The organism is Brevundimonas sp. (assembly GCF_027484365.1).
Taxonomy (GTDB): Bacteria; Pseudomonadota; Alphaproteobacteria; order Caulobacterales; family Caulobacteraceae; genus Brevundimonas.
Genome location: NZ_JAIXTC010000023.1, coordinates 157,789 through 174,769, shown reverse-complemented (window position 1 = coordinate 174,769; position 16,981 = coordinate 157,789). Strand labels below are relative to the sequence as shown.

25 protein-coding genes are annotated in these 16,981 nt (G+C 67.7%); 10 read left to right on the top strand and 15 right to left on the bottom strand.

Translation table 11 applies throughout. The annotated features are described in order from the left end of the window. Positions 1–4 precede the first annotated feature (4 nt). Positions 5–256 carry an Lrp/AsnC family transcriptional regulator gene (locus tag Q0044_RS12615; protein WP_298162696.1) on the bottom strand — a complete coding sequence of 84 codons (252 nt, stop codon included), beginning with the start codon at positions 254–256 and terminating at the stop codon, positions 5–7. Between the two features lie 48 nt (positions 257–304). Between Q0044_RS12615 and Q0044_RS12610 the strand changes: the two genes are divergently transcribed. From Q0044_RS12610 to Q0044_RS12600, 3 genes are all read left to right on the top strand, one after another. Beyond that, positions 305–1,111 carry an alpha/beta hydrolase gene (locus Q0044_RS12610; RefSeq protein ID WP_298162694.1) on the top strand — a complete coding sequence of 269 codons (807 nt, stop codon included), beginning with the start codon at positions 305–307 and terminating at the stop codon, positions 1,109–1,111. A gap of 60 nt (positions 1,112–1,171) precedes the next feature. Beyond that, a complete protein-coding gene (locus tag Q0044_RS12605) occupies positions 1,172–3,031 on the top strand; it encodes a monovalent cation:proton antiporter-2 (CPA2) family protein (protein ID WP_298162693.1) in 1,860 nt (619 codons plus the stop codon). Positions 3,032–3,146: 115 nt separating this feature from the next. Further along, the gene (locus Q0044_RS12600; RefSeq protein ID WP_298162692.1) at positions 3,147–3,461 is read left to right on the top strand and encodes a hypothetical protein; all 315 of its coding nucleotides are present in this window, start codon (positions 3,147–3,149) and stop codon (positions 3,459–3,461) included. On the opposite strand, the gene Q0044_RS12595 is transcribed toward Q0044_RS12600, so the two are convergent. From Q0044_RS12595 to Q0044_RS12545, 11 genes are all read right to left on the bottom strand, one after another. Next, positions 3,433–4,098: a DUF4126 domain-containing protein gene (locus tag Q0044_RS12595; RefSeq protein ID WP_298162690.1), complete on the bottom strand. Its 666-nt coding sequence runs from the start codon at positions 4,096–4,098 to the stop codon at positions 3,433–3,435. The two genes, Q0044_RS12600 and Q0044_RS12595, sit on opposite strands and share 29 nt — an antisense overlap. A gap of 77 nt (positions 4,099–4,175) precedes the next feature. Then, the gene (locus Q0044_RS12590) at positions 4,176–4,463 is read right to left on the bottom strand and encodes a GNAT family N-acetyltransferase (protein ID WP_298162688.1); all 288 of its coding nucleotides are present in this window, start codon (positions 4,461–4,463) and stop codon (positions 4,176–4,178) included. Positions 4,464–4,528: 65 nt separating this feature from the next. Continuing rightward, positions 4,529–4,918: a hypothetical protein gene (locus Q0044_RS12585; RefSeq protein WP_298162686.1), complete on the bottom strand. Its 390-nt coding sequence runs from the start codon at positions 4,916–4,918 to the stop codon at positions 4,529–4,531. Between the two features lie 8 nt (positions 4,919–4,926). Beyond that, the gene (locus Q0044_RS12580) at positions 4,927–5,634 is read right to left on the bottom strand and encodes a DUF4870 family protein (RefSeq protein WP_298162684.1); all 708 of its coding nucleotides are present in this window, start codon (positions 5,632–5,634) and stop codon (positions 4,927–4,929) included. A 67-nt stretch (positions 5,635–5,701) separates the two neighbouring features. After that, positions 5,702–6,232, bottom strand: coding sequence for a 6-pyruvoyl trahydropterin synthase family protein (locus Q0044_RS12575; RefSeq protein ID WP_298162682.1), 531 nt, complete (start codon positions 6,230–6,232; stop codon positions 5,702–5,704). Between the two features lie 52 nt (positions 6,233–6,284). Further along, positions 6,285–6,659, bottom strand: coding sequence for a dihydroneopterin aldolase (gene folB / locus Q0044_RS12570; protein WP_298162680.1), 375 nt, complete (start codon positions 6,657–6,659; stop codon positions 6,285–6,287). 8 nt (positions 6,660–6,667) lie between these two features. Next, positions 6,668–7,420, bottom strand: coding sequence for an SDR family oxidoreductase (locus tag Q0044_RS12565; protein ID WP_298162679.1), 753 nt, complete (start codon positions 7,418–7,420; stop codon positions 6,668–6,670). Between the two features lie 150 nt (positions 7,421–7,570). Then, entirely contained in the window at positions 7,571–8,347 is a 777-nt protein-coding gene (gene arsH, locus Q0044_RS12560) for an arsenical resistance protein ArsH (RefSeq protein WP_298162677.1), read from the bottom strand. Then, positions 8,344–9,429 carry an ACR3 family arsenite efflux transporter gene (gene arsB / locus Q0044_RS12555; RefSeq protein WP_298162676.1) on the bottom strand — a complete coding sequence of 362 codons (1,086 nt, stop codon included), beginning with the start codon at positions 9,427–9,429 and terminating at the stop codon, positions 8,344–8,346. The genes arsH and arsB overlap by 4 nt, the downstream gene beginning before the upstream one ends. After that, positions 9,429–9,851 carry an arsenate reductase (glutaredoxin) gene (gene arsC, locus Q0044_RS12550; RefSeq protein ID WP_298162675.1) on the bottom strand — a complete coding sequence of 141 codons (423 nt, stop codon included), beginning with the start codon at positions 9,849–9,851 and terminating at the stop codon, positions 9,429–9,431. The genes arsB and arsC overlap by 1 nt, the downstream gene beginning before the upstream one ends. Before the next feature lie 6 nt (positions 9,852–9,857). After that, a complete protein-coding gene (locus tag Q0044_RS12545; RefSeq protein ID WP_298162674.1) occupies positions 9,858–10,193 on the bottom strand; it encodes an ArsR/SmtB family transcription factor in 336 nt (111 codons plus the stop codon). A 70-nt stretch (positions 10,194–10,263) separates the two neighbouring features. Between Q0044_RS12545 and Q0044_RS12540 the strand changes: the two genes are divergently transcribed. The 5 genes from Q0044_RS12540 to Q0044_RS12520 are packed head-to-tail and all read left to right on the top strand — an operon-like array spanning position 10,264 to position 13,649. Further along, positions 10,264–10,734 (top strand): NUDIX domain-containing protein, encoded by a 471-nt coding sequence (locus tag Q0044_RS12540; protein ID WP_298162672.1) that lies wholly within the window; start codon positions 10,264–10,266, stop codon positions 10,732–10,734. Positions 10,735–10,745: 11 nt separating this feature from the next. Beyond that, entirely contained in the window at positions 10,746–11,207 is a 462-nt protein-coding gene (locus Q0044_RS12535) for a DMT family transporter (RefSeq protein WP_298162670.1), read from the top strand. Positions 11,208–11,267: 60 nt separating this feature from the next. Then, entirely contained in the window at positions 11,268–11,723 is a 456-nt protein-coding gene (locus Q0044_RS12530; protein WP_298162669.1) for a YkgB family protein, read from the top strand. Between the two features lie 36 nt (positions 11,724–11,759). Continuing rightward, positions 11,760–12,785, top strand: a complete 1,026-nt coding sequence (locus tag Q0044_RS12525) for a UbiA family prenyltransferase (protein WP_298162667.1) — start codon at positions 11,760–11,762, stop codon at positions 12,783–12,785. A 15-nt stretch (positions 12,786–12,800) separates the two neighbouring features. Next, entirely contained in the window at positions 12,801–13,649 is an 849-nt protein-coding gene (locus Q0044_RS12520) for a PdaC/RsiV family protein (protein WP_298162665.1), read from the top strand. Between the two features lie 3 nt (positions 13,650–13,652). Here the strand turns inward: Q0044_RS12520 and Q0044_RS12515 are convergent, their stop codons facing one another. From Q0044_RS12515 to Q0044_RS12505, 3 genes are read right to left on the bottom strand one after another with little or no spacing between them, the layout of a single operon-like run. Next, the gene (locus tag Q0044_RS12515; protein WP_298162663.1) at positions 13,653–14,594 is read right to left on the bottom strand and encodes an alpha/beta fold hydrolase; all 942 of its coding nucleotides are present in this window, start codon (positions 14,592–14,594) and stop codon (positions 13,653–13,655) included. Between the two features lie 34 nt (positions 14,595–14,628). Further along, complete coding sequence (locus Q0044_RS12510) at positions 14,629–14,826, bottom strand: helix-turn-helix transcriptional regulator (protein WP_298162662.1); 198 nt, start codon at positions 14,824–14,826, stop codon at positions 14,629–14,631. Continuing rightward, the gene (locus Q0044_RS12505) at positions 14,823–15,227 is read right to left on the bottom strand and encodes a hypothetical protein (RefSeq protein ID WP_298162661.1); all 405 of its coding nucleotides are present in this window, start codon (positions 15,225–15,227) and stop codon (positions 14,823–14,825) included. Before Q0044_RS12505 ends, Q0044_RS12510 begins: the two co-directional genes overlap by 4 nt. Before the next feature lie 127 nt (positions 15,228–15,354). Between Q0044_RS12505 and Q0044_RS12500 the strand changes: the two genes are divergently transcribed. Both Q0044_RS12500 and Q0044_RS12495 read left to right on the top strand, forming a co-directional pair. Next, positions 15,355–16,311, top strand: coding sequence for a fatty acid desaturase family protein (locus Q0044_RS12500; RefSeq protein ID WP_298162660.1), 957 nt, complete (start codon positions 15,355–15,357; stop codon positions 16,309–16,311). Beyond that, complete coding sequence (locus Q0044_RS12495; protein ID WP_298162658.1) at positions 16,308–16,958, top strand: class I SAM-dependent methyltransferase; 651 nt, start codon at positions 16,308–16,310, stop codon at positions 16,956–16,958. Before Q0044_RS12500 ends, Q0044_RS12495 begins: the two co-directional genes overlap by 4 nt. The last annotated feature ends 23 nt before the right edge of the window (positions 16,959–16,981 follow it).

Sequence of the window (16,981 nt, the reverse complement as noted above, 5' to 3'; positions counted from 1 at the left end):
AGACTTATTTCGTCGGAAGGAAGGGCGAGAAGGTGATCACCGTGAAGGTGTCGCGGATATGCGGCCGTGTCTGGACCGACTTCGTGACGAAGGTACCGATGTCCATTTCCTTCGGCAGCTGGAACTTCGCCAGAAGGTCGTACTGGCCCGAGGTGGAATAGACCTCCGACACGTACTCGACATTGTCGACCATGTCGGCGGCGACATCGTTGGCGTGGCCCAGCTCGCATTTGATGAAGACGAAGATGGCGGTCATCATGGTCGTGGGCTCCGGTGTTCGCGGGCTTGAGTAGCGGATGCGGACGTGGCCGGTAAGACCCTCGATTTCGAAGCGGAATACAACAACCGGGCCGCCGTGCCGGATCACCCCGTCGTCATGGCGCGGTGGAAGGCGGAGGCCGCAGCCGCACGGGCCCTGCATCCGCCGATCGCCCTGCCCTACGGATCCGGCGAGCGCGAGGTCATGGACCTGTTCGACGCCGCGCCTGACGCACCGGTCGCGGTCTTCATCCACGGCGGCTACTGGCAGGCGCTGGACAGGTCGTGGTTCAGCTGGGTCGCGCCGGCCCTGCTGAGCCACGGCGTCAGCCTGGCCGTGCCGTCCTATGATCTGTGCCCCGATGTGCGGCTCGGACGGATCGTTCGCGAGGTCCGGGACGCGGTCGAGCTGATCCGCGCGCGGACAGGCAAACGGCCCGTGGTGTTCGGTCATTCGGCGGGCGGACATCTGGCCGCCTGCATGCTGTCGGAGGGACGGGCTTCGGCGGCCGTCGCGATCTCGGGCCTGTTCGACCTGGAGCCGCTTATCCCCACATCGCTGAATTCGGCCCTGAATCTGGATCCGCGCGAGGCGGCCGCCCTGTCGCCGATTCACTGGCCCGTGCCCAATGGATCGACGCCGGGCGGGACGGTGCTGGACTGCGTCGTGGGTGCCGATGAGACGTCGGAGTTCGTGCGCCAGTCGCGGGAAATGGCGGACTTCTGGGGCGGCAAGGGTGTCGAGACGCGGTTCGAGGCCCTGCCCGGCCTGAACCATTTCACCGTCCTGGACCCGCTGGCGGATCCGGACAGCGGACTGGTGAGGCGGATCGTAGAGCTGGCGAACGCCTGACGCCTCTCGCAATCGCAACAAAGCGTCGCCACTATAGGGGCTCGCGACACGGGACGGATCATGGCGGAACCGACGGGAATGGGGCTGGGCCACGCGGTGGCGCTGCTGGCGGCGGCGGTCGTCGCCGTGCCCTTGTTCAAACGCTTCGGCCTCGGCGCGGTTCTGGGCTATCTGGCCGCGGGGCTGATCCTGGGACCATCGGCGCTGGGCGTGGTGCGCGAGCCCGAGACCATGCTGCATGTCGCCGAGATCGGCATCGTGCTGTTCCTGTTCATTATCGGCCTGGAGATGCGGCCGGCGCGGCTATGGAGTCTCCGAAAAGAGATCTTCGGTCTGGGCGCCGTCCAGGTGATGACCTGCGCCGTCCTGCTGACCGGCGCCGCCCTGCTGGCAGGTCTGCCCTGGTATGCGGCAGTGATCGCCGGCTTCGGCTTCGCCCTGTCGTCGACCGCCATCGTCATGCAGTTGCTGGACGAGCGGAACGAGCAGTCCGAGCCGGCGGGCCAGCGGGTCGTGTCGGTGCTGCTGTTCGAGGACATCTCCATCGTGCCGTTGCTGGCCCTCGTCGCCGCCCTGGCCGCCTCCTACGGGTCGGCGATCGAGGCCGCCCGACCTGTCTGGATCACCATCGGCGCGGCCGTGGCGGCAGTGGCCGGTGTCTACGTCGCCGGGCGCTGGCTGGTGAACCCGCTGTTCCGCCTGCTGGCCCGTTACGGCGGGCGCGAAGTGATGACGATGGGCGCGCTGGTCGTGGTCCTGGGTTCCGCCTTCGCGGTCAGTCTGGGCGGACTGTCCATGGCGATGGGCGCCTTCCTGGCGGGCGTGCTGCTGTCGGAATCGACCTTCCGGCATCAGCTGGAGGCCGATGTGGAGCCGTTCCGGGGCATCCTGCTGGGCCTGTTCTTCCTGGCGATCGGCATGTCGCTGGACCTGGCCGTGGTCGTGCGCGACTGGGCCTGGGTGCTGGGCGGCGTCGTGGTCTTCTCGGCCCTGAAGATGATCGGCGTCTATGCCATCGCCCGGTTGAAACAGAGCCATGGCGAGGGCCTGCTGCGGGCCGCCCTGATGGGCGAGGGCGGGGAGTTCGCCTTCGTCCTCTATGCGACGGCCGGAACCGCCGGTCTGTTCGATCCGCGTATGGCCGCGATCCTGTCGGCCATCGTGATCCTGTCTATGGCGCTGACGCCCTTGCGCCTGTTCGTCGCCGACAAGCTGCGGCCGGACGAGGCGCTGGATCCGGACAAGACCGATGGCGTGGACAGGGCCCGGAACCTGCGCGAGCGGGTGCTGGTGATCGGCTTCGGCCGCTTCGCCCAGGTGGTCTGTCAGCCGCTGCTGGCCCGCGACGTCGACGTGTCGATCATCGACATGGACGTGGAGATGATCCAGGCGGCCGGAAACTTCGGCTTCAAGGTCTACTACGGTGACGGATCGCGACTGGACGTGCTGAGGGCTTCGGGCGCCGAAACGGCGGAGACCATCCTCGTCTGTGTTGACAAGCCCGAGATCGCCGACCGGATCGTGGAACTGGTCAAGGCCGAATTCCCCCTGACCAAGCTGTTCGTGCGCGCCTATGACCGCGGCCATTCGATCCGCCTGATCAAGGCCGGAGTCGAGTTCCACATCCGCGAGACTTTCGAAAGCGCCCTGGCCTTCAGCGAGCATGTGCTGAAGGATCTCGGCTTCTCCGAAGACGAGGCGCACGAAACGATCGAAGATGTCCGTCGCCGCGACGAGGAGCGACTGACCCTGCAGGTCACCGGCGGACCCCAGGCCGGGCGCAGCCTGTGGCGGAACAACACCTCGACGCCGCAGCCCGAACCCTATGTGAAGCCCCGTCGCGAAGCCCAGGCCCTGAACGAGGACGCGGCGGGGGTGATGGTCGCCGAGGACGAGGAACGGCAGCAGGAAGAGGCCTGATTTCGCCGAACCGGGTGATGCATACCCGCAACATGGCGGCTTGATTGCGTCTGGCATCAGCCGAACGGGGGAAACTTCACCGTGGCAGGACGTTTCCGCTGGTCAGGAGACCTTCATGCCCAAGACCACCGGAAACCGTTCCAAACCTGATCTGCATATCGTGGCCGAGTCCGAGGTCTATGACCTGATGCGCGGTCCCCAGTCGACAAGCGACCGGGTCAGACAACTCCAGGCCGAGGCCCGCGCCCTGGCCATCGAACAGGTCGAGGACCTTGAGCGTCGGCTGAACGAGGCGGCGTTGCTGGCCAGGGAGATTTCGGCGGGCGGGGACGCCTACCCGGTCGGCGCGCGCGAGCTGGCGTCACGCCTCGCCGAGGACCTGCCTGCACGGGCGGAGACCATCAAGGCGATCGTGTCGCGCCTGCCGTAGCGCCGTCGCGAGCGTAGAGTTTCTCGCGCAGTCGCTTCGCCAGCCGGAAGACGAGCACGGCCAGGACGATCAGCACCACCGGGACGAGGATCGGTGCCAGGAAGGCCAGGATCACCGTGAAGAAGGCCAGAATGTCCTCAAGGAAGGACAGGACGGGATTGCCGACGCCGCCGGTGGTGGCCGTGGACGTCAGCCGCGCACCCCCCTGGGCGGCATTGAAGGCGAAGGCGGCAGGCGCGCCGACGATGATCCCGGCGACGGCAGCCGTGGTGGGGTCAAGGCCGGCGAAGACGCTGCCCGCCGCGACCGCGCCTGCCACCGGCCGGGTGAAGGCCCCCAGAACATTCAGGCCGTGATCGACGACGGGGATCTTGTCGCCGGCGAACTCGACGACCGCAGCAATTCCGAGGGCCGCGATGGCGGGCCAGTCCGCGAGCCAGCTCATCTGTTCGTTCAGGGCGATGCCGAACAGGCCGAACCGGGCGGCCAGCGCCAGCATCAGGAGCGGCAGGAAGGTCCGCAGCCCGGTCGCCGAGGCGAGGCCCAGTCCCAGAAGGGCGGGCAGGACCCAGGTCTGCAAAGGACCGGCGGCAGCGCTGACGCCGTCTCGAACGCCCTGAAGATCGAAGCCGTCCATCCGGTGATCCCTCCGCGGCTCAAGGCCGCCAATGACATGATGCGCCCAAACGGCCCTGGGTGCGTCGGTTTTCGAGGTCACCCCACCACGTCGGCCTGATCCTGGTGACGCCGGAACCAGGCGACCGCATAGCCGCAGACCGGCGTGAGCGTCTGACCCTGTGCGCGGGCGTGGTCGGCCAGGCTCTGCATGAACGTGCCGGCCGCGCCGGAGCCCCGGAGCGCGTCGTCGGCCTCTACGTGCAGGATGGCGCGTCGGTTGCCCTGGACGGAATAGTCGGCCCAGACGCGACGCATTTCTCCCTCAGCGTCAGCGAAGCCTTGCTCGTAACGTTGCTCGGCTATGACGTCGCGAAAATCGGTCATTGAACGCCCCTCGTCCGAGGTCAGAACTCCGACGCCGAAAACCCGTTCCTCACGGCCACGCCCGGTCAGGCGGGCTTGTCGGAGACCAGATTCACGACGCCGAGGATGCTCTTCACCGTGAACCAGATGCTGAGCAGGAACCACAGGGCGCCGAACAGCAGCAGGAAGGGGATGCCGATCAGGATGATCGAGGCGAATATGCTGATGACGATCAGGACCCAGAGGGCGATCGTCCACCAGAAGACCGACCAGAACAGCGCGATCTGGGCCTCGATATGCTGGCGGGGAAGACCGGTGGCGGAGCTGCGCGCGGCATAGGCGACGACGAGTCCGACCAGGACCAGCACATTGGCCGACGGGATCGACAGAATGTAGAGGCCCCAGGCGATCAATGCGGCGGGCTTGCCCTCGGCCTCATGACCGGCCTCGAGACGGGGCTGGGGTGCGTCGGACATGATGTCTCCTAGAACAGCCAGGCGCGCGGCCGTTCAATCGGACGACCCGCCTTCAGCTTCATAACGCCGCCGGCCCCGCGAAGGATCAGCCAGACCGCCAGAATGAACAGGACGAAGACGCCCATGCCCACGGCGATCAGGATGGCGCCGAGCAGGGCCACGACCGCGCCGGCCCAGAGGGTGCGCTGCTGGAACATGAAATGGCTGGCGGACACTTCGCCCTGGGGACGGGCCCGTCCGGTCACCGCCACAAGCGCGATGAGGGCCGAGACGCCCAGGGTGGGCACGGCGAAAAGGATCAGGGCATAGACGTTGTAGAGCCCCATGGCGCCGTCGATCGGCGCGGGCTGTTCCCGGCGGCGGGCGAAGCTGCCCACCGGCTGTTCGGAGATCGGCGTCTCCCGGGCCCACTGCGGGATCGGCTCTGGCGCAGGCGGCGGGGCCGGTGTCAGCGGCGGCCCAACGATCTCGGGCGCAGGGATGACGACAGGATAGGGTTCCGGCGCGAGCAGCACGGGTTCTTGAGCCTCGGGTTCGGGCTCGGGCTCGATCAAGGGCTCGGCCGGTGGCGGCGCAGGCGCACGCATCTGACCCTGCAAGGCCGCAGGCGAGGCGAATCCGATCAGATCGTCGTGGTCGACGTCATGGGTCGATCCAGACTCTGGCGCCCTCTGTTCGGAATTCTGGGGCGCATTGGGATCGCCGGGCTCGGCCATCGGGGTCCTCGCGTTCATTCGTGGGACAATGGCGGGGCCGTCGGCCGGAGGCAAGCCGATCCGGGCTTCACTTTGCAGCAGGCAGGTCGTTGATCGACAGATCAGGCCTGTCGATCCAGCTTCCCGCAGCCCAGGCGCGTTCGGCGGCGCTCAGGTGTTCACCGATGATGATGGCGTTGGTCGGAGTCTCTTCCAGGGTCAGTTCGACGCAGCGGAAGGGTGAGCCGTCGTCGGCCAGGATGGCGTCCAGCTTCCTTCGCAGGGCGATGGCGAAGGCCTCGGTCGTCGGATCGCCGTCGAACACCATCAGGCGGGCGACGCGCTGGGGCTCGTTCGCCTGGAACCAGGCCAGCATGGGATCCACAGCGTTCAGCTGGAACGCATGGTCCACGGCCTTGTCGATGAAGCTGTGCCAGCGGCCCTTCAGGGTTTCGAAGGAGGCGACATAGTTCGAGCCGCCGAAATCCATCTCCGCGTCCGTGGCCAGGACGACGTGCACGAACTCGTTATGGCCATGCGGCACCGCGCACCGCGACGCGGGGTCGGAGAGCAGACGATGGGCCATCGAGAAACGGCGGGTGAAGCGAACCTGGGGCATTGCGCGGCGACATGTCGTGCCGAAATCCGGCAAAGGCAAGGTTTCCGGCGAATCAGCGCCGATAGGTGAGCTCGCAGCCGGCGCCGTCTGCGGCCTCCAGCGCACCCGGCTTGTCGACCCGGACGGTGACGCCCCTCACCCGGAAATCCTCCAGACAGTGCAGGGCCAGACGCTCGGCGAAGGTCTCGACCAGGCCGACGTGCCCCTCGGCGATGATTCGACGGGCCGAGGCGGCCACGGTCTCGTAGTTGATGGTGTCGGCAAGGCCGTGGATCTCGGCCGGGCCGAGATCGAGGGTTACGTCGATGACCAGGGTCTGCAGCCGGCCATGCTCGTGGTCATAGACGCCGATGCCGGCCTCGACCCGCAGGCCCTTGACGAAGACGGTCAGGTTGTCGCGCCGGGCGGCCGAAAGAGATGGGGTCACGGCGGTGTTCACTCGGCGATGTCGGGGGTTTGCCAGGCCAGGTGCTGGCCGCCGTCCACGGCGATCATCTGGCCGGTGACTGCGCGGGCGTCAACGAGATAGACGACGGCCTGGGCGATGTCCTCCGGCGAAGGACCGTGGCCGAGCGGCATGGCGGCCTGTTCGGCGGCGAACTCGGCGTCTGACTGGTGGATCGAGGCCAGAGTCGGGCCGGGGCCGACGCCATTGACCCGGATGCCGGGCGCCAGCGCCTGGGCCAGGGTCCGCGTCGCCCACCACAGGCCGTTACGCGACAGGGCGTAGGAGAAGAAGCGCGGATCCGGCTTCAGCACCCGCTGGTCCAGCAGGTTGATGATGGATGATCCCTTGGGCGCCTGGGCCGCAAAGGCCTCGGCCAGAACGACCGGCGCGCGCAGATTAGTTTCGAGATGCAGGTCCCAGACCTCGCGCGACAGTCCGCCCACCCGGTCGTCCTCGAACACCGAGGCGTTGTTGACCAGCACGGACAACGGACCGAGCGCCTTGGCCGCCGCTGGAACCAGGTCGCGGACCTCGGCCTCGTCGGTCAGGTCGGCGGACAGGACGGCGGCGCGGCGCCCCAGAGCGCGCACCTCTCCGGCCAGAGCTTCCGCGTCCTCCACCGATTCCCGATGATGGATGGCGACGTCATGGCCACGCGCAGCCAGCGCCAGAACGATGGCGCGACCGATCCGGCGCGCCCCGCCCGTGACGAGCGCCGCGCCGGGACGCGATTCAGTCAACCCGGCCGAACTCGAAGATGTTGAAGGCGCCGACGACGGCGACGAAGCCGAGAATGATGTAGAGGGCCAGCATGGGAAGCTCCTGATTGTGACGCCGGAATAGAGGGGCGGAGGCACAGGTTCAAGGCGCGTCGAGGGAGTTTCGCCGCGTCAGGCTTCGCCGCCCTGCCCGCCCCTGACCGCCATGAGGGCTATGGCGGACAGGTCCGTGCCGGCCGAGATCGTTACGCCCTCCGATTTTCGCTCCGAATAGCGATCGACCAGCCGGACGGCATGGGGCCGGGTCAGGACGGTGAACCGCACCAGCTCCTCCATGACGTCCACGATCCGGTCGTAGTAGGCCGAGGGCAGCATCCGGCCGGCATCGTCGAACTCCTGAAAGGCCTTGGCGACGCTGGACTGGTTCGGAATGGTGATCATCCGCATCCAGCGTCCCAGAAGGCGCAGGGTGTTGACGGTATTGAAGCTCTGGGAGCCACCGGACACCTGCATGACCGCCAGGGTCCGGCCCTGGGTCGGGCGCACCCCGCCCATGCTGAGCGGCAGGTGGTCGATCTGGAGTTTCATCAGGCCGGAGACCTGACCGTGGCGCTCGGGGCTGCACCAGACCATGCCCTCGGACCAGAAGGCGTGTTCACGCAGTTCCTTGACCGCCGGATGATCCTCGTCGCCGGCGGAACCCGGCAAGGGCAGGTCCGAGGGGTCGAAGATCCGGGTCTCGCAGCCCATGAACCGCAAAAGCCGCGCCGCCTCCTCCACGCACAGGCGAGAGTAGGACCGCTCCCGCAGCGAGCCGTATAGCAACAGGATGCGCGGCGCAGGATCGAGGGGACCCAGATCCGCCGCCGGACTGGCCGACAGACAGGCCGGGTCCAGGGCGGGCAGATGGTCCGGATCGGGCAGGTCGCGAAGACGGTCCATCATCATGCGCCTTTGGCCGGGGCGGTCGCCGGAAAAAAGAGTCGGCCCAGCCACAGGGCGACCGACACCAGAAGGATCAGCACCGGCACTTCCACCAACGGCCCGATGACGGCGGCGAAGGCGACAGGGCTGGCCAGGCCGAAGGCGGCGATGGCGACGGCAATGGCCAGTTCGAAGTTGTTGGAGGCGGCGGTGAAGGCCAAGGCCGTGGTGCGCGGATAGTCCGCCTCAATCAGCCGGCCCATCAGGAAGCTGACCACGAACATGACCAGAAAATAGATCGTCAGGGGAACGGCGATGCGCAGCGCATCCAGCGGCAGGGCGACCACGTCCCCGCCCTTCAGGCTGAACATGGCGACGATGGTGAACAGCAGGGCAATGAGGGTGACCGGCCCGATGCGGGGCAGGAAGCGGGTCTCGTACCAGTCGGCCCCCTTGCGGGCGATCAGGGTCCGTCGGGTCAGGTAGCCGGCGAGGAAGGGCAGGCCCAGATAGACCATCACCGCCCCGGCGATGGTCCAGACGCTGATGTCCACGACACTGCCCTCAAGCCCCAGCAGGGGCGGCAGGACGGACAGGAAGAACCAGGCGTAGGCGCTGAAGAACAGGATCTGGAAGATCGAGTTGAAGGCCACCAGTCCGGCAACATACTGGTTGTCGCCTCGCGCCAGCTGGTTCCAGACCAGGACCATGGCGATGCAGCGGGCCAGGCCGATCAGGATGACTCCGGTCATGTACTCCGGCTGGTCGCGCAGGAAGATCACCGCCAGAACGAACATCAGCACCGGGCCAAGCACCCAGTTCTGGAACAGCGACAGGGCCAGCACCCGCCTGTCGGCGAAGACGCGGGGCAATTCCTCGTACTTCACCCGGGCAAGGGGCGGATACATCATCAGGATCAGGCCGATGGCGATAGGAATGTTGGTGGTCCCGAACGACAGGCTGTCCAGCCAGGCCGGAAGGCCGGGCACGACGCTGCCCAGCAACACCCCCACCGCCATGGCCGCGAATATCCACAGCGTCAGCCAGCGGTCCAGAAAGGACAGGCGCCGGGGCGGCGCGGCGCTGGTCACAGGGGAATCGGCCATCAGCGGACCCGGCGTCCGGTCTCGTCGATGACGACCTCGCCGTCTTCCTTGACGAAGGGCTTCAGCCCGTCTTCGGGCAGCAGGTCCAGAACGGCCTCCGACGGACGACATAGCTTCACCCCGCGCGGGGTGACCACGATCGGGCGGTTCAGCAGGACCGGATGCGCCTCGATGGCGTCCAGCAGCTGCTCATCTGTCAGGCCGGGATCCTCCAGCCCCAGGTCTGCGAAGGGCGTGCCCTTTTCTCTCAACAGGGCGCGCAGGGGTTGGCCGGTGCGAGCCGCCATCCCGGCGACCAGGGCGCGGCCGGGCGGGGTCTTCAGATACTCGATGACATGAGGCTCGATCCCGACGTGGCGGATCAGGGCGAGGGTGTTACGCGACGTTCCGCAGGCAGGGTTGTGATAGATGACGACGTCCATGGAGCCTCAGGCGCGGCAGGCGGCCAGATCGGCCAGGAGTGGGTCGCACAGGTCGGCTCGACCCGCGCAGCAGTCTTCGAGCAGGAACAGGATCAGGCCGCGCAGCCGATCCAGCGACGCGCGATAGACGATGGAGCGGCCGCTTCGCTCGGACCGGACCAGACCGGCTTGGGCCAGAACATTGAGGTGGGACGACAGGGTGTTGGCCGGCACCGCCAGTCGCTCGGCCAGGACCCCGGCGGCGATCCCGTCCGGCGCGCATCGCACCAGGCAGCGGACAGCATCCAGCCGCGTCGGCTGGGCGAGTGCGGCGAGAGCGAGCAGAGCCTCTTCAGATTCCATAATTCCAGCATAATCGAATCGTTATGGCGATCAAGTTGGTGGCGAACCGGAAGTCTGGCAGCGTGCAGCCATGAGCTGGCGCGTCCGAATCGAGCCCTTCTCCCGACCGCTCTTCTTTGCCTGGTCCCGGCTCCAGCGCGGGATGACGCTCGGCGTGCGCTCGGTGGCCGTGGATGCGCAAGGGCGGGTCATGCTGGTGAAACACACCTATCTGGCCGGCTGGTGGCTGCCCGGCGGCGGGGTCGATCGCGGCGAGGCCACCGGTGACGCCGCGGCGCGCGAACTGTTCGAGGAGACGGGGCTGAAGGCCACGTCGCCCGGCCGGCTGGTCTCGGTTCATTCGAACGAGCGGTTCTTCAAGGGCGACCATGTGCTGGTCTATCGCTTCGATCATTTCGAGCCGGGCGAGCTGACCCATCACGGCGAGATCGCGGAGACCGGCTGGTTCGATCCCGACGCCCTGCCCGGGGACGCCCACCGGTCGACACGGTCGCGGCTGGCGGAGATGTTCGGCGGTGCGCCGGTCGATCCGCGCTGGTAGAGGGTGATCCCATGAACTTCGCACCCGGGATCGCACCGCTTCTGGCCATGCTGGCGGTGGTCCTCGCCGGCGGCGCCACCGCCCTTCAGGCCCCGACCAACGCCCGGCTTGCGACGGCCGTGGCCAGCCCGGTCAACGCCGCCTTCGTCTCCTTCGCCGTGGGCACGGCGGCCCTGGGGATTCTCGCCGCCATCCTTCACACGCGGCCGGACATCGCAGCGTCCAAAGCCCTGCCCTGGTATGCCTGGGTCGGAGGCCTGTATGGCGCGATCTTCGTGGTCGCGGCGGCCTGGGCCGTGCCAAGGCTCGGGGTCGCGACGACCATCACCCTGATGGTCGCGGGCCAATTGATGATCAGCCTCGTTCTCGACCATTTCGGCGCCCTTGGGGTGCCCCAGGCACCGATCAGCCTGACCCGGCTGGCGGGCGTGGCCCTGGTGATCGGCGGTGTCCTGCTGGTGCGCCGGGGCTAGACCGGCGTAACCTTGCGGGATCCGGCGGCGAACCCGGGGCGAACCGCCACCGGAGCGCCCATGACCCCGTCCCAATCCCTGTCCCGCCTCGACGGCCGCGCCGCCCTGCGGTTCGGCATCGCGCTGATCCTGCTGTGGTTCGGCTATATGAAATTCCTGCCCTATGAGGCCGAGGGGGTGCGCGGCATCGCCGAGGACTATTGGCTGTTCGGATGGCTGTATCCGCTGGTCGGCGTCGGCGGTGCCTCCGCGGTGATCGGGGTTCTGGAAATCACCGCGGGCATCCTGATCGCCATAGGCGGCCGGTTCCCGTGGGCCGGACTGCTGGGCGCCCTGATGGGGGTGGCGACCTTTGTCGTCACGCTGAGCTTCTTCTTCACCGCGCCCGGCGTCTGGCAGGACGGCTACGGCTTCCCCGCCCTGGGTTCGACGGGTCAGTTCCTGGCCAAGGACGTCGGACTTCTGGCCATCTGCGTCTATCTGGCGCTCAACGCGCGGGATCGGCTCGACCTGTGACCTGACGCCGGGCGGACGGAGTGCTATCCGTCCACCATGTCCGCCCCCCTCCCCGACGCCGGCCACAACTGGGTCGACGCCCGCGCGCCCGAAGGCCTGAAGCCCTGGCTCAAACTGGGTCGGTTCGACCGGCCCATCGGTATCTGGCTGCTGCTGTTGCCGGGGTGGCAGGGGATCACGCTGGCCCTGGCTCAGTCCCGGACGACGCCGGACCTGAATGACCTGTGGCTGTTCCTCGGCTTCGCCATCGGGGCCTGTCTGATGCGGTCCGCGGGCTGCGCCTTCAACGACATCGTCGATCGGGACATCGACGCGAAGGTCGCCCGCACAGCCGCACGGCCGATCCCGTCGGGCCGGATCAGCGTGAAACAGGCCTGGGCCTTCGTGGTCGGATGCAGCCTCGTCAGCCTGCTGATCCTGCTGACGTTGAACTGGACGGCGATCCTGCTCGGCGTGGGTTCGCTGGCGCTGGTGGCGGCCTATCCCTTCATGAAGCGGATCACCTGGTGGCCGCAGGCGTGGCTGGGGCTGACGTTCAACTGGGGCGCGCTGATGGGTTTTGCGGCGGCGACGGGAGGGATGGGACTGGCCATGTGGCTGGCCCAAATCGATGCGGGATATGCCGTCCGAGATGTCTACCGCGTCGATAGCGAATGGCTACTGACGCCCGGGCAGATCACGATTGCGGCCTTCCTCCTCTACCACGGCGGGGTGTTCTGGACCCTCGGCTACGACACCCTCTACGCCCTGCAGGATATCGAGGACGACGCCATGGTCGGGGTGAAGTCCTCGGCCCGGCGGCTGGGCAAGGGCGTGAAAGGCGGCGTTGCGGCCTTCTACGGCCTGGCCGTGCTGTCGGCCGGAGCGGCGGGCGCGGTCGCCGGATTGAGCCTGCTCTTCTTCGCCGGTCTGGTCGCTTACGCCGCCCACCTGGCCTGGCAGGTGCGCACGTTGAAGCCCGAAGACGGCGCCCTGGCCCTGACCCTGTTCAAGTCGAACCGCGAGGCAGGACTGATCCTGCTGGCGGCCATCGCCCTCGGCGCCGTATCACTGCCTGTCTAGTCCGGAGATCGCCCCATGATCGCATCCATGTCCACGCCGTTTCGCCTCACGGTCCTGAGCCTCGCCATCGCCGCGAGCCTGGCCGGCTGCAATCGCGACAAGGCCGAGGACAAGGCCGCGCCTCCGGCTGCGACCGCAGGAACGGGTCCGGTCATCACCCCGGCGGACGCCGCCGCCCCGATGGCCTTCGAGTCCAAGACGCCGTTCGCCGAGGTCAGCCTGACCCTGCCGGTCGCGATCAAGGCCCAGCCTGATCTTCACGCCCGCCTCTACGCCGCTGCGGTCCGCGACCTGCGCGAATTCTCCGAGGGGGCCCAGGCCGACCGCACCGAGGCCGGCGGCGACGAGGGCATGGGCGCCTATGACAAGTCGATCGAAGTCACGCCCGGCGCCGAGACCGGCAAGCTGTTCAGCCTGATCCGGACGGATTCCGAATACACGGGCGGGGCCCACCCCAATTCGTCCTTCGCCGCCATCCTCTGGGACAAGGCGCTGAAGCGCGAGGTGGGCGCGGCCGAGCTGTTCACCAAGGCCGGCGATCTGTCGGCCCTGGACGTCGCCCTGTGCGCCGCCATCAATGCCGAGAAGAAGACGCGCGACCCCCAGGCCGAGACCGTCTCCCTGACCGGTAGCGAGATGTGGAAATGCCCGCGGGCTGAGAGCCTTCCCTTTGTGCTTGCGCAGGGGACAACGCCCGGGAAGGCCGGCGGTCTGGTCTTCCTGATCGGCCCCTATCAGGTCGGCCCCTACTCCGACGGATCATACCAGGTCACGGTGCCGCAGAGCGCGTTCCGCGCCCTGCTGGCCCCCGCCTATGCCGACGAGTTCGCCGGCGAGCCCAAGCCCCAGCCCGCCGGCGCCTGACGCCTACCTCAGGAACTCGTCGACCAGTTCGTCGAAGCGGGCCGGCTGGTCGGCCATGATGAAATGACGGCTGGCGTCGACGCGGACCACCTTCACGCCGGGGAGGGCGGCGTACTCCTGCTCCCACAGGGCCTGGGCCATGGCGGGCGGCGGTCCGCCATCGGCATCGGTGGCGTAGAGGGCTGTGACCGAAGTCGTCATGGCGGCCAGACCCGGACGCGCGTCCGTGGTCATGACGTCGGTCATGGCGGCGGCGACCGCGTGACGGTCGCTGGCCATCGACCAGTCGACCATGGCCGCACGCGTGGCGGGATCGCGGGCGAGGCCGACGGCGCTCTGGACCTGTTGCGCGCGGAAGGCGGTCTCGTCGGCCGACAGGATCATCGCAGACGCCTGGGCCGCGAACGGCCGGGCCTGTTCGGCGGTGACGGTCGGGCCGAACAGGGCGCTGTAGAAGGGCAGGGCATCGACGATCATCAGCCGGCCGACGCTGTCGGGATGCGACTGGGCCAGCAGCAAGCCGCTCAGGCCGCCCATCGAGTGGCCGATGACGGCGGGCTTATCGAGACCCGCTTCGGCGACATAGCGAGCCAGTTCCTCGACCTCCGGCGCGACGAACGGGCCGTCGCCATGGCTCCAGGGCTCGCCGGCAAAGCCCGCGAGCTGGACCAGATGCACCCGGTGCGTGGCGGCCAGACGCATCGCCAGCGGCCGCCAGACCTCGCGCGAGGAGGCGAGGCCCGGGATCAGGATGACGTCCGGACCGGAGCCGATTACCTCGACCGATAGACGGTCGGAGGCGAAGGGAGCCGCTTGAAGCGCGGAGGTCGGCTCGGCATGGGCGTTGACGGCGAAAGCGGCGCCGCCGACGGCCAGGGCGGCGGCCGAGGCCAGGAAGAGGGCGCGCAGGGTCGAACGCCCGACGAGGTGGCGGAGATGCAGCATGGCGATGTCCTTGTAAGGTTATCCTGACGAACGGTCAGGCGTGGGGATTGTCGAAAACGTCTTCCACCGGCCGCTCGAACAGGGCGGCGATGCGGTAGGCGAGGTCGAGAGAAGGGTCGTGTTTCTCGGTCTCCAGGGCGTTGACAGCCTGGCGCGAGACGCCGAGCGCCTGACCCAGCTGTTCCTGGGTCCAGCCCTTGCCGGTGCGGAGTTCGCGCAGAGTGTTCTTCATCGGCCGCTGCTCTTCACGAACGGCGACACCAGACAGAACAGGCCCCAGAACAGCGGATAGATGATCCAGCCTGGCGCATGGGGCGCGCCGCCGTAGCTCTCGGCGAAGCCCCAGCCGCTGAACAGGGCCATGGCCAGACCGGAGGCGATGACGAACCGCTTGGCGGTCAGGGCGCGCACGAACTCATCGGCCTCGTTCATCAACGACAGCGTGGCCCATAACTGCCCCGCGATCGGCGCGGCGACACAAAGGCCGAGTATGATCCCGGCGGAGGTGCCGATGATCTCGTCGAAAGCGCCGGTTATCGCCGCCACGTTGACGGCGACATACCCCGCCATGAACAGATTGGTACGGATGACATAGCGTTTGTGCGCCGGATCCAGTGTCTTCCACGAAGCCATGAGGCATCTCCTTTGTAAGGAGCACCTTACACGACCATTTTGTCAGGTCAACATGACTTTTGTCAGGTGGTGCTGACATACATCCATCCGCTTGGTCCCGGACCGGTGGCGGCCTATCATCGCCTTCATGTCCGCTGCCCCTCGCATATCGCCCGCCGAGGTCTTCGCGCCCGACGAATGGGCGCCGTTCCAGACGCGCTCCATCTGGAAGGGCCCGCTGCTCGTCCTCCATTGCTGGGGCGTCATCGCCTTGGCCATCGCGGCGGGCATCTGGCAGCCAATCCTGATCCCGCTCAGCGTCATGATCATCGGGACCCGCCAGCTGGGCCTCGCCATCCTGATGCACGAGGCCGCGCACGGGGCGCTGGCGAAAAATCTCAGGCTCAACGACTTTCTCGGCCATTGGCTCTGCGCCGTGCCGATCGGGGCGTCGCTGGACGCCTATCGCCCCTATCACCTGTCGCACCACCGGTTCGCCCAGCAGCCGGAGGACCCCGATCTGGTCCTGTCGGCGCCCTTCCCCGTCTCGGCCACCTCCCTGCGGCGCAAGATGATCCGCGACCTGACCGGCCAGACCTTCTTCAAGCAGCGGGTTCTGTTGCCGCTGGCGGTCCTGCGAAAGCGATCGGCCGGCGGAGAGGCTCACGCCTACGACGCCATCGTCACAGGCCGGTCCGTCGCCGCCTTCCTCCTGGTCAATGCCGCCATGTTGCTGGCCTTCAGCCTGGTCGGCGTCTGGTGGGCGTATTTCGCCCTGTGGCTCCTGCCGATGGCGACCTGGTTTCCGCTGGTGACGCGCCTTAGGAACATCGCCGAACACGCCTGCGTCGAGGGCTCGGCGACCGATCCCTTCCGCGCCGCCCGGACGACCCGGGCGAGCCTGTGGGAACGTGCGCTGATCGCCCCCTACTGGGTGAATTTCCACGCCGAACATCATCTGTTCATGCACGTCCCCTGCTGGAACCTGCCGCGCCTGCACAGGGCGCTGCGGACGACGGAGCCCGGTACGCGGATGGAGGTGGCGTCCGGATACGTCAGCGTGCTGCGCAAAGCCGCCTCCGCACGGGTCACCGAGACCGCGTGACCATCACCGATCCCGCCGCCTTCATCCTGGCCAACACCCGGCTGCAGGCCGTGCCGCATGCGCCGGAGATCTCGCTCTGGCTGGCCGACGAGATCACCCCGATCTGGAAGCTGACGGAGGAGGAGCTGGGCGAACTGGGCCTGCCCCCGCCGTTCTGGGCCTTCGCCTGGTCGGGCGGACAGGGGCTGGCGCGCTGGGTGCTGGATAACCCCGGGACGTTCGCCGGGAAGACGGTCGTCGATTTCGCGACCGGGTCGGGACTGGTCGGGGTCGCCGCGATGAAGGCGGGCGCAGCGAGTGTCCTGTGCGCCGACATCGACCCCTTGTGCGAGGCGGCGGTGATGCTGAACGCCGAAGCCAACGGGGTGAGCCTGTCCTTCATCGACCGGAACCTGCTGGACGCCGCCCCGCCCGAGGTCGACGTGATCTGCGCCGGCGACGTCTGCTACGAGAAGCCGATGACCGAGCGGGTCATGGCATGGCTGAGACAGGCACGGGCTCAGGGCTCTCAGGTCTTCATCGGCGATCCGCACCGGACCTATTTCCGCACCGACGGCCTGACGCATCTGGCCGAGTACCAGGTGCCGACCACGCGCGAACTGGAGGACTTCGCCATCAAGCGCAGTTCGGTCTTCTCGCTGGATTGATCGCGGCCACGCTTGGCCCGACC

Bases quoted from the DNA above. Each gene is read 5' to 3' on its own strand.
- Q0044_RS12615 (WP_298162696.1), bottom strand. From the start codon at position 256: ATGACCGCCATCTTCGTCTTCATCAAATGCGAGCTGGGCCACGCCAAC.
- Q0044_RS12605 (WP_298162693.1), top strand. From the start codon at position 1,172: ATGGCGGAACCGACGGGAATGGGGCTGGGCCACGCGGTGGCGCTGCTG.
- Q0044_RS12600 (WP_298162692.1), top strand. From the start codon at position 3,147: ATGCCCAAGACCACCGGAAACCGTTCCAAACCTGATCTGCATATCGTG.
- Q0044_RS12595 (WP_298162690.1), bottom strand. From the start codon at position 4,098: ATGGACGGCTTCGATCTTCAGGGCGTTCGAGACGGCGTCAGCGCTGCC.
- Q0044_RS12590 (WP_298162688.1), bottom strand. From the start codon at position 4,463: ATGACCGATTTTCGCGACGTCATAGCCGAGCAACGTTACGAGCAAGGC.
- Q0044_RS12585 (WP_298162686.1), bottom strand. From the start codon at position 4,918: ATGTCCGACGCACCCCAGCCCCGTCTCGAGGCCGGTCATGAGGCCGAG.
- Q0044_RS12580 (WP_298162684.1), bottom strand. From the start codon at position 5,634: ATGGCCGAGCCCGGCGATCCCAATGCGCCCCAGAATTCCGAACAGAGG.
- Q0044_RS12575 (WP_298162682.1), bottom strand. From the start codon at position 6,232: ATGCCCCAGGTTCGCTTCACCCGCCGTTTCTCGATGGCCCATCGTCTG.
- arsH (WP_298162677.1), bottom strand. From the start codon at position 8,347: ATGATGATGGACCGTCTTCGCGACCTGCCCGATCCGGACCATCTGCCC.
- arsB (WP_298162676.1), bottom strand. From the start codon at position 9,429: ATGGCCGATTCCCCTGTGACCAGCGCCGCGCCGCCCCGGCGCCTGTCC.
- arsC (WP_298162675.1), bottom strand. From the start codon at position 9,851: ATGGACGTCGTCATCTATCACAACCCTGCCTGCGGAACGTCGCGTAAC.
- Q0044_RS12545 (WP_298162674.1), bottom strand. From the start codon at position 10,193: ATGGAATCTGAAGAGGCTCTGCTCGCTCTCGCCGCACTCGCCCAGCCG.
- Q0044_RS12540 (WP_298162672.1), top strand. From the start codon at position 10,264: ATGAGCTGGCGCGTCCGAATCGAGCCCTTCTCCCGACCGCTCTTCTTT.
- Q0044_RS12535 (WP_298162670.1), top strand. From the start codon at position 10,746: ATGAACTTCGCACCCGGGATCGCACCGCTTCTGGCCATGCTGGCGGTG.
- Q0044_RS12530 (WP_298162669.1), top strand. From the start codon at position 11,268: ATGACCCCGTCCCAATCCCTGTCCCGCCTCGACGGCCGCGCCGCCCTG.
- Q0044_RS12525 (WP_298162667.1), top strand. From the start codon at position 11,760: ATGTCCGCCCCCCTCCCCGACGCCGGCCACAACTGGGTCGACGCCCGC.
- Q0044_RS12520 (WP_298162665.1), top strand. From the start codon at position 12,801: ATGATCGCATCCATGTCCACGCCGTTTCGCCTCACGGTCCTGAGCCTC.
- Q0044_RS12515 (WP_298162663.1), bottom strand. From the start codon at position 14,594: ATGCTGCATCTCCGCCACCTCGTCGGGCGTTCGACCCTGCGCGCCCTC.
- Q0044_RS12510 (WP_298162662.1), bottom strand. From the start codon at position 14,826: ATGAAGAACACTCTGCGCGAACTCCGCACCGGCAAGGGCTGGACCCAG.
- Q0044_RS12505 (WP_298162661.1), bottom strand. From the start codon at position 15,227: ATGGCTTCGTGGAAGACACTGGATCCGGCGCACAAACGCTATGTCATC.
- Q0044_RS12500 (WP_298162660.1), top strand. From the start codon at position 15,355: ATGTCCGCTGCCCCTCGCATATCGCCCGCCGAGGTCTTCGCGCCCGAC.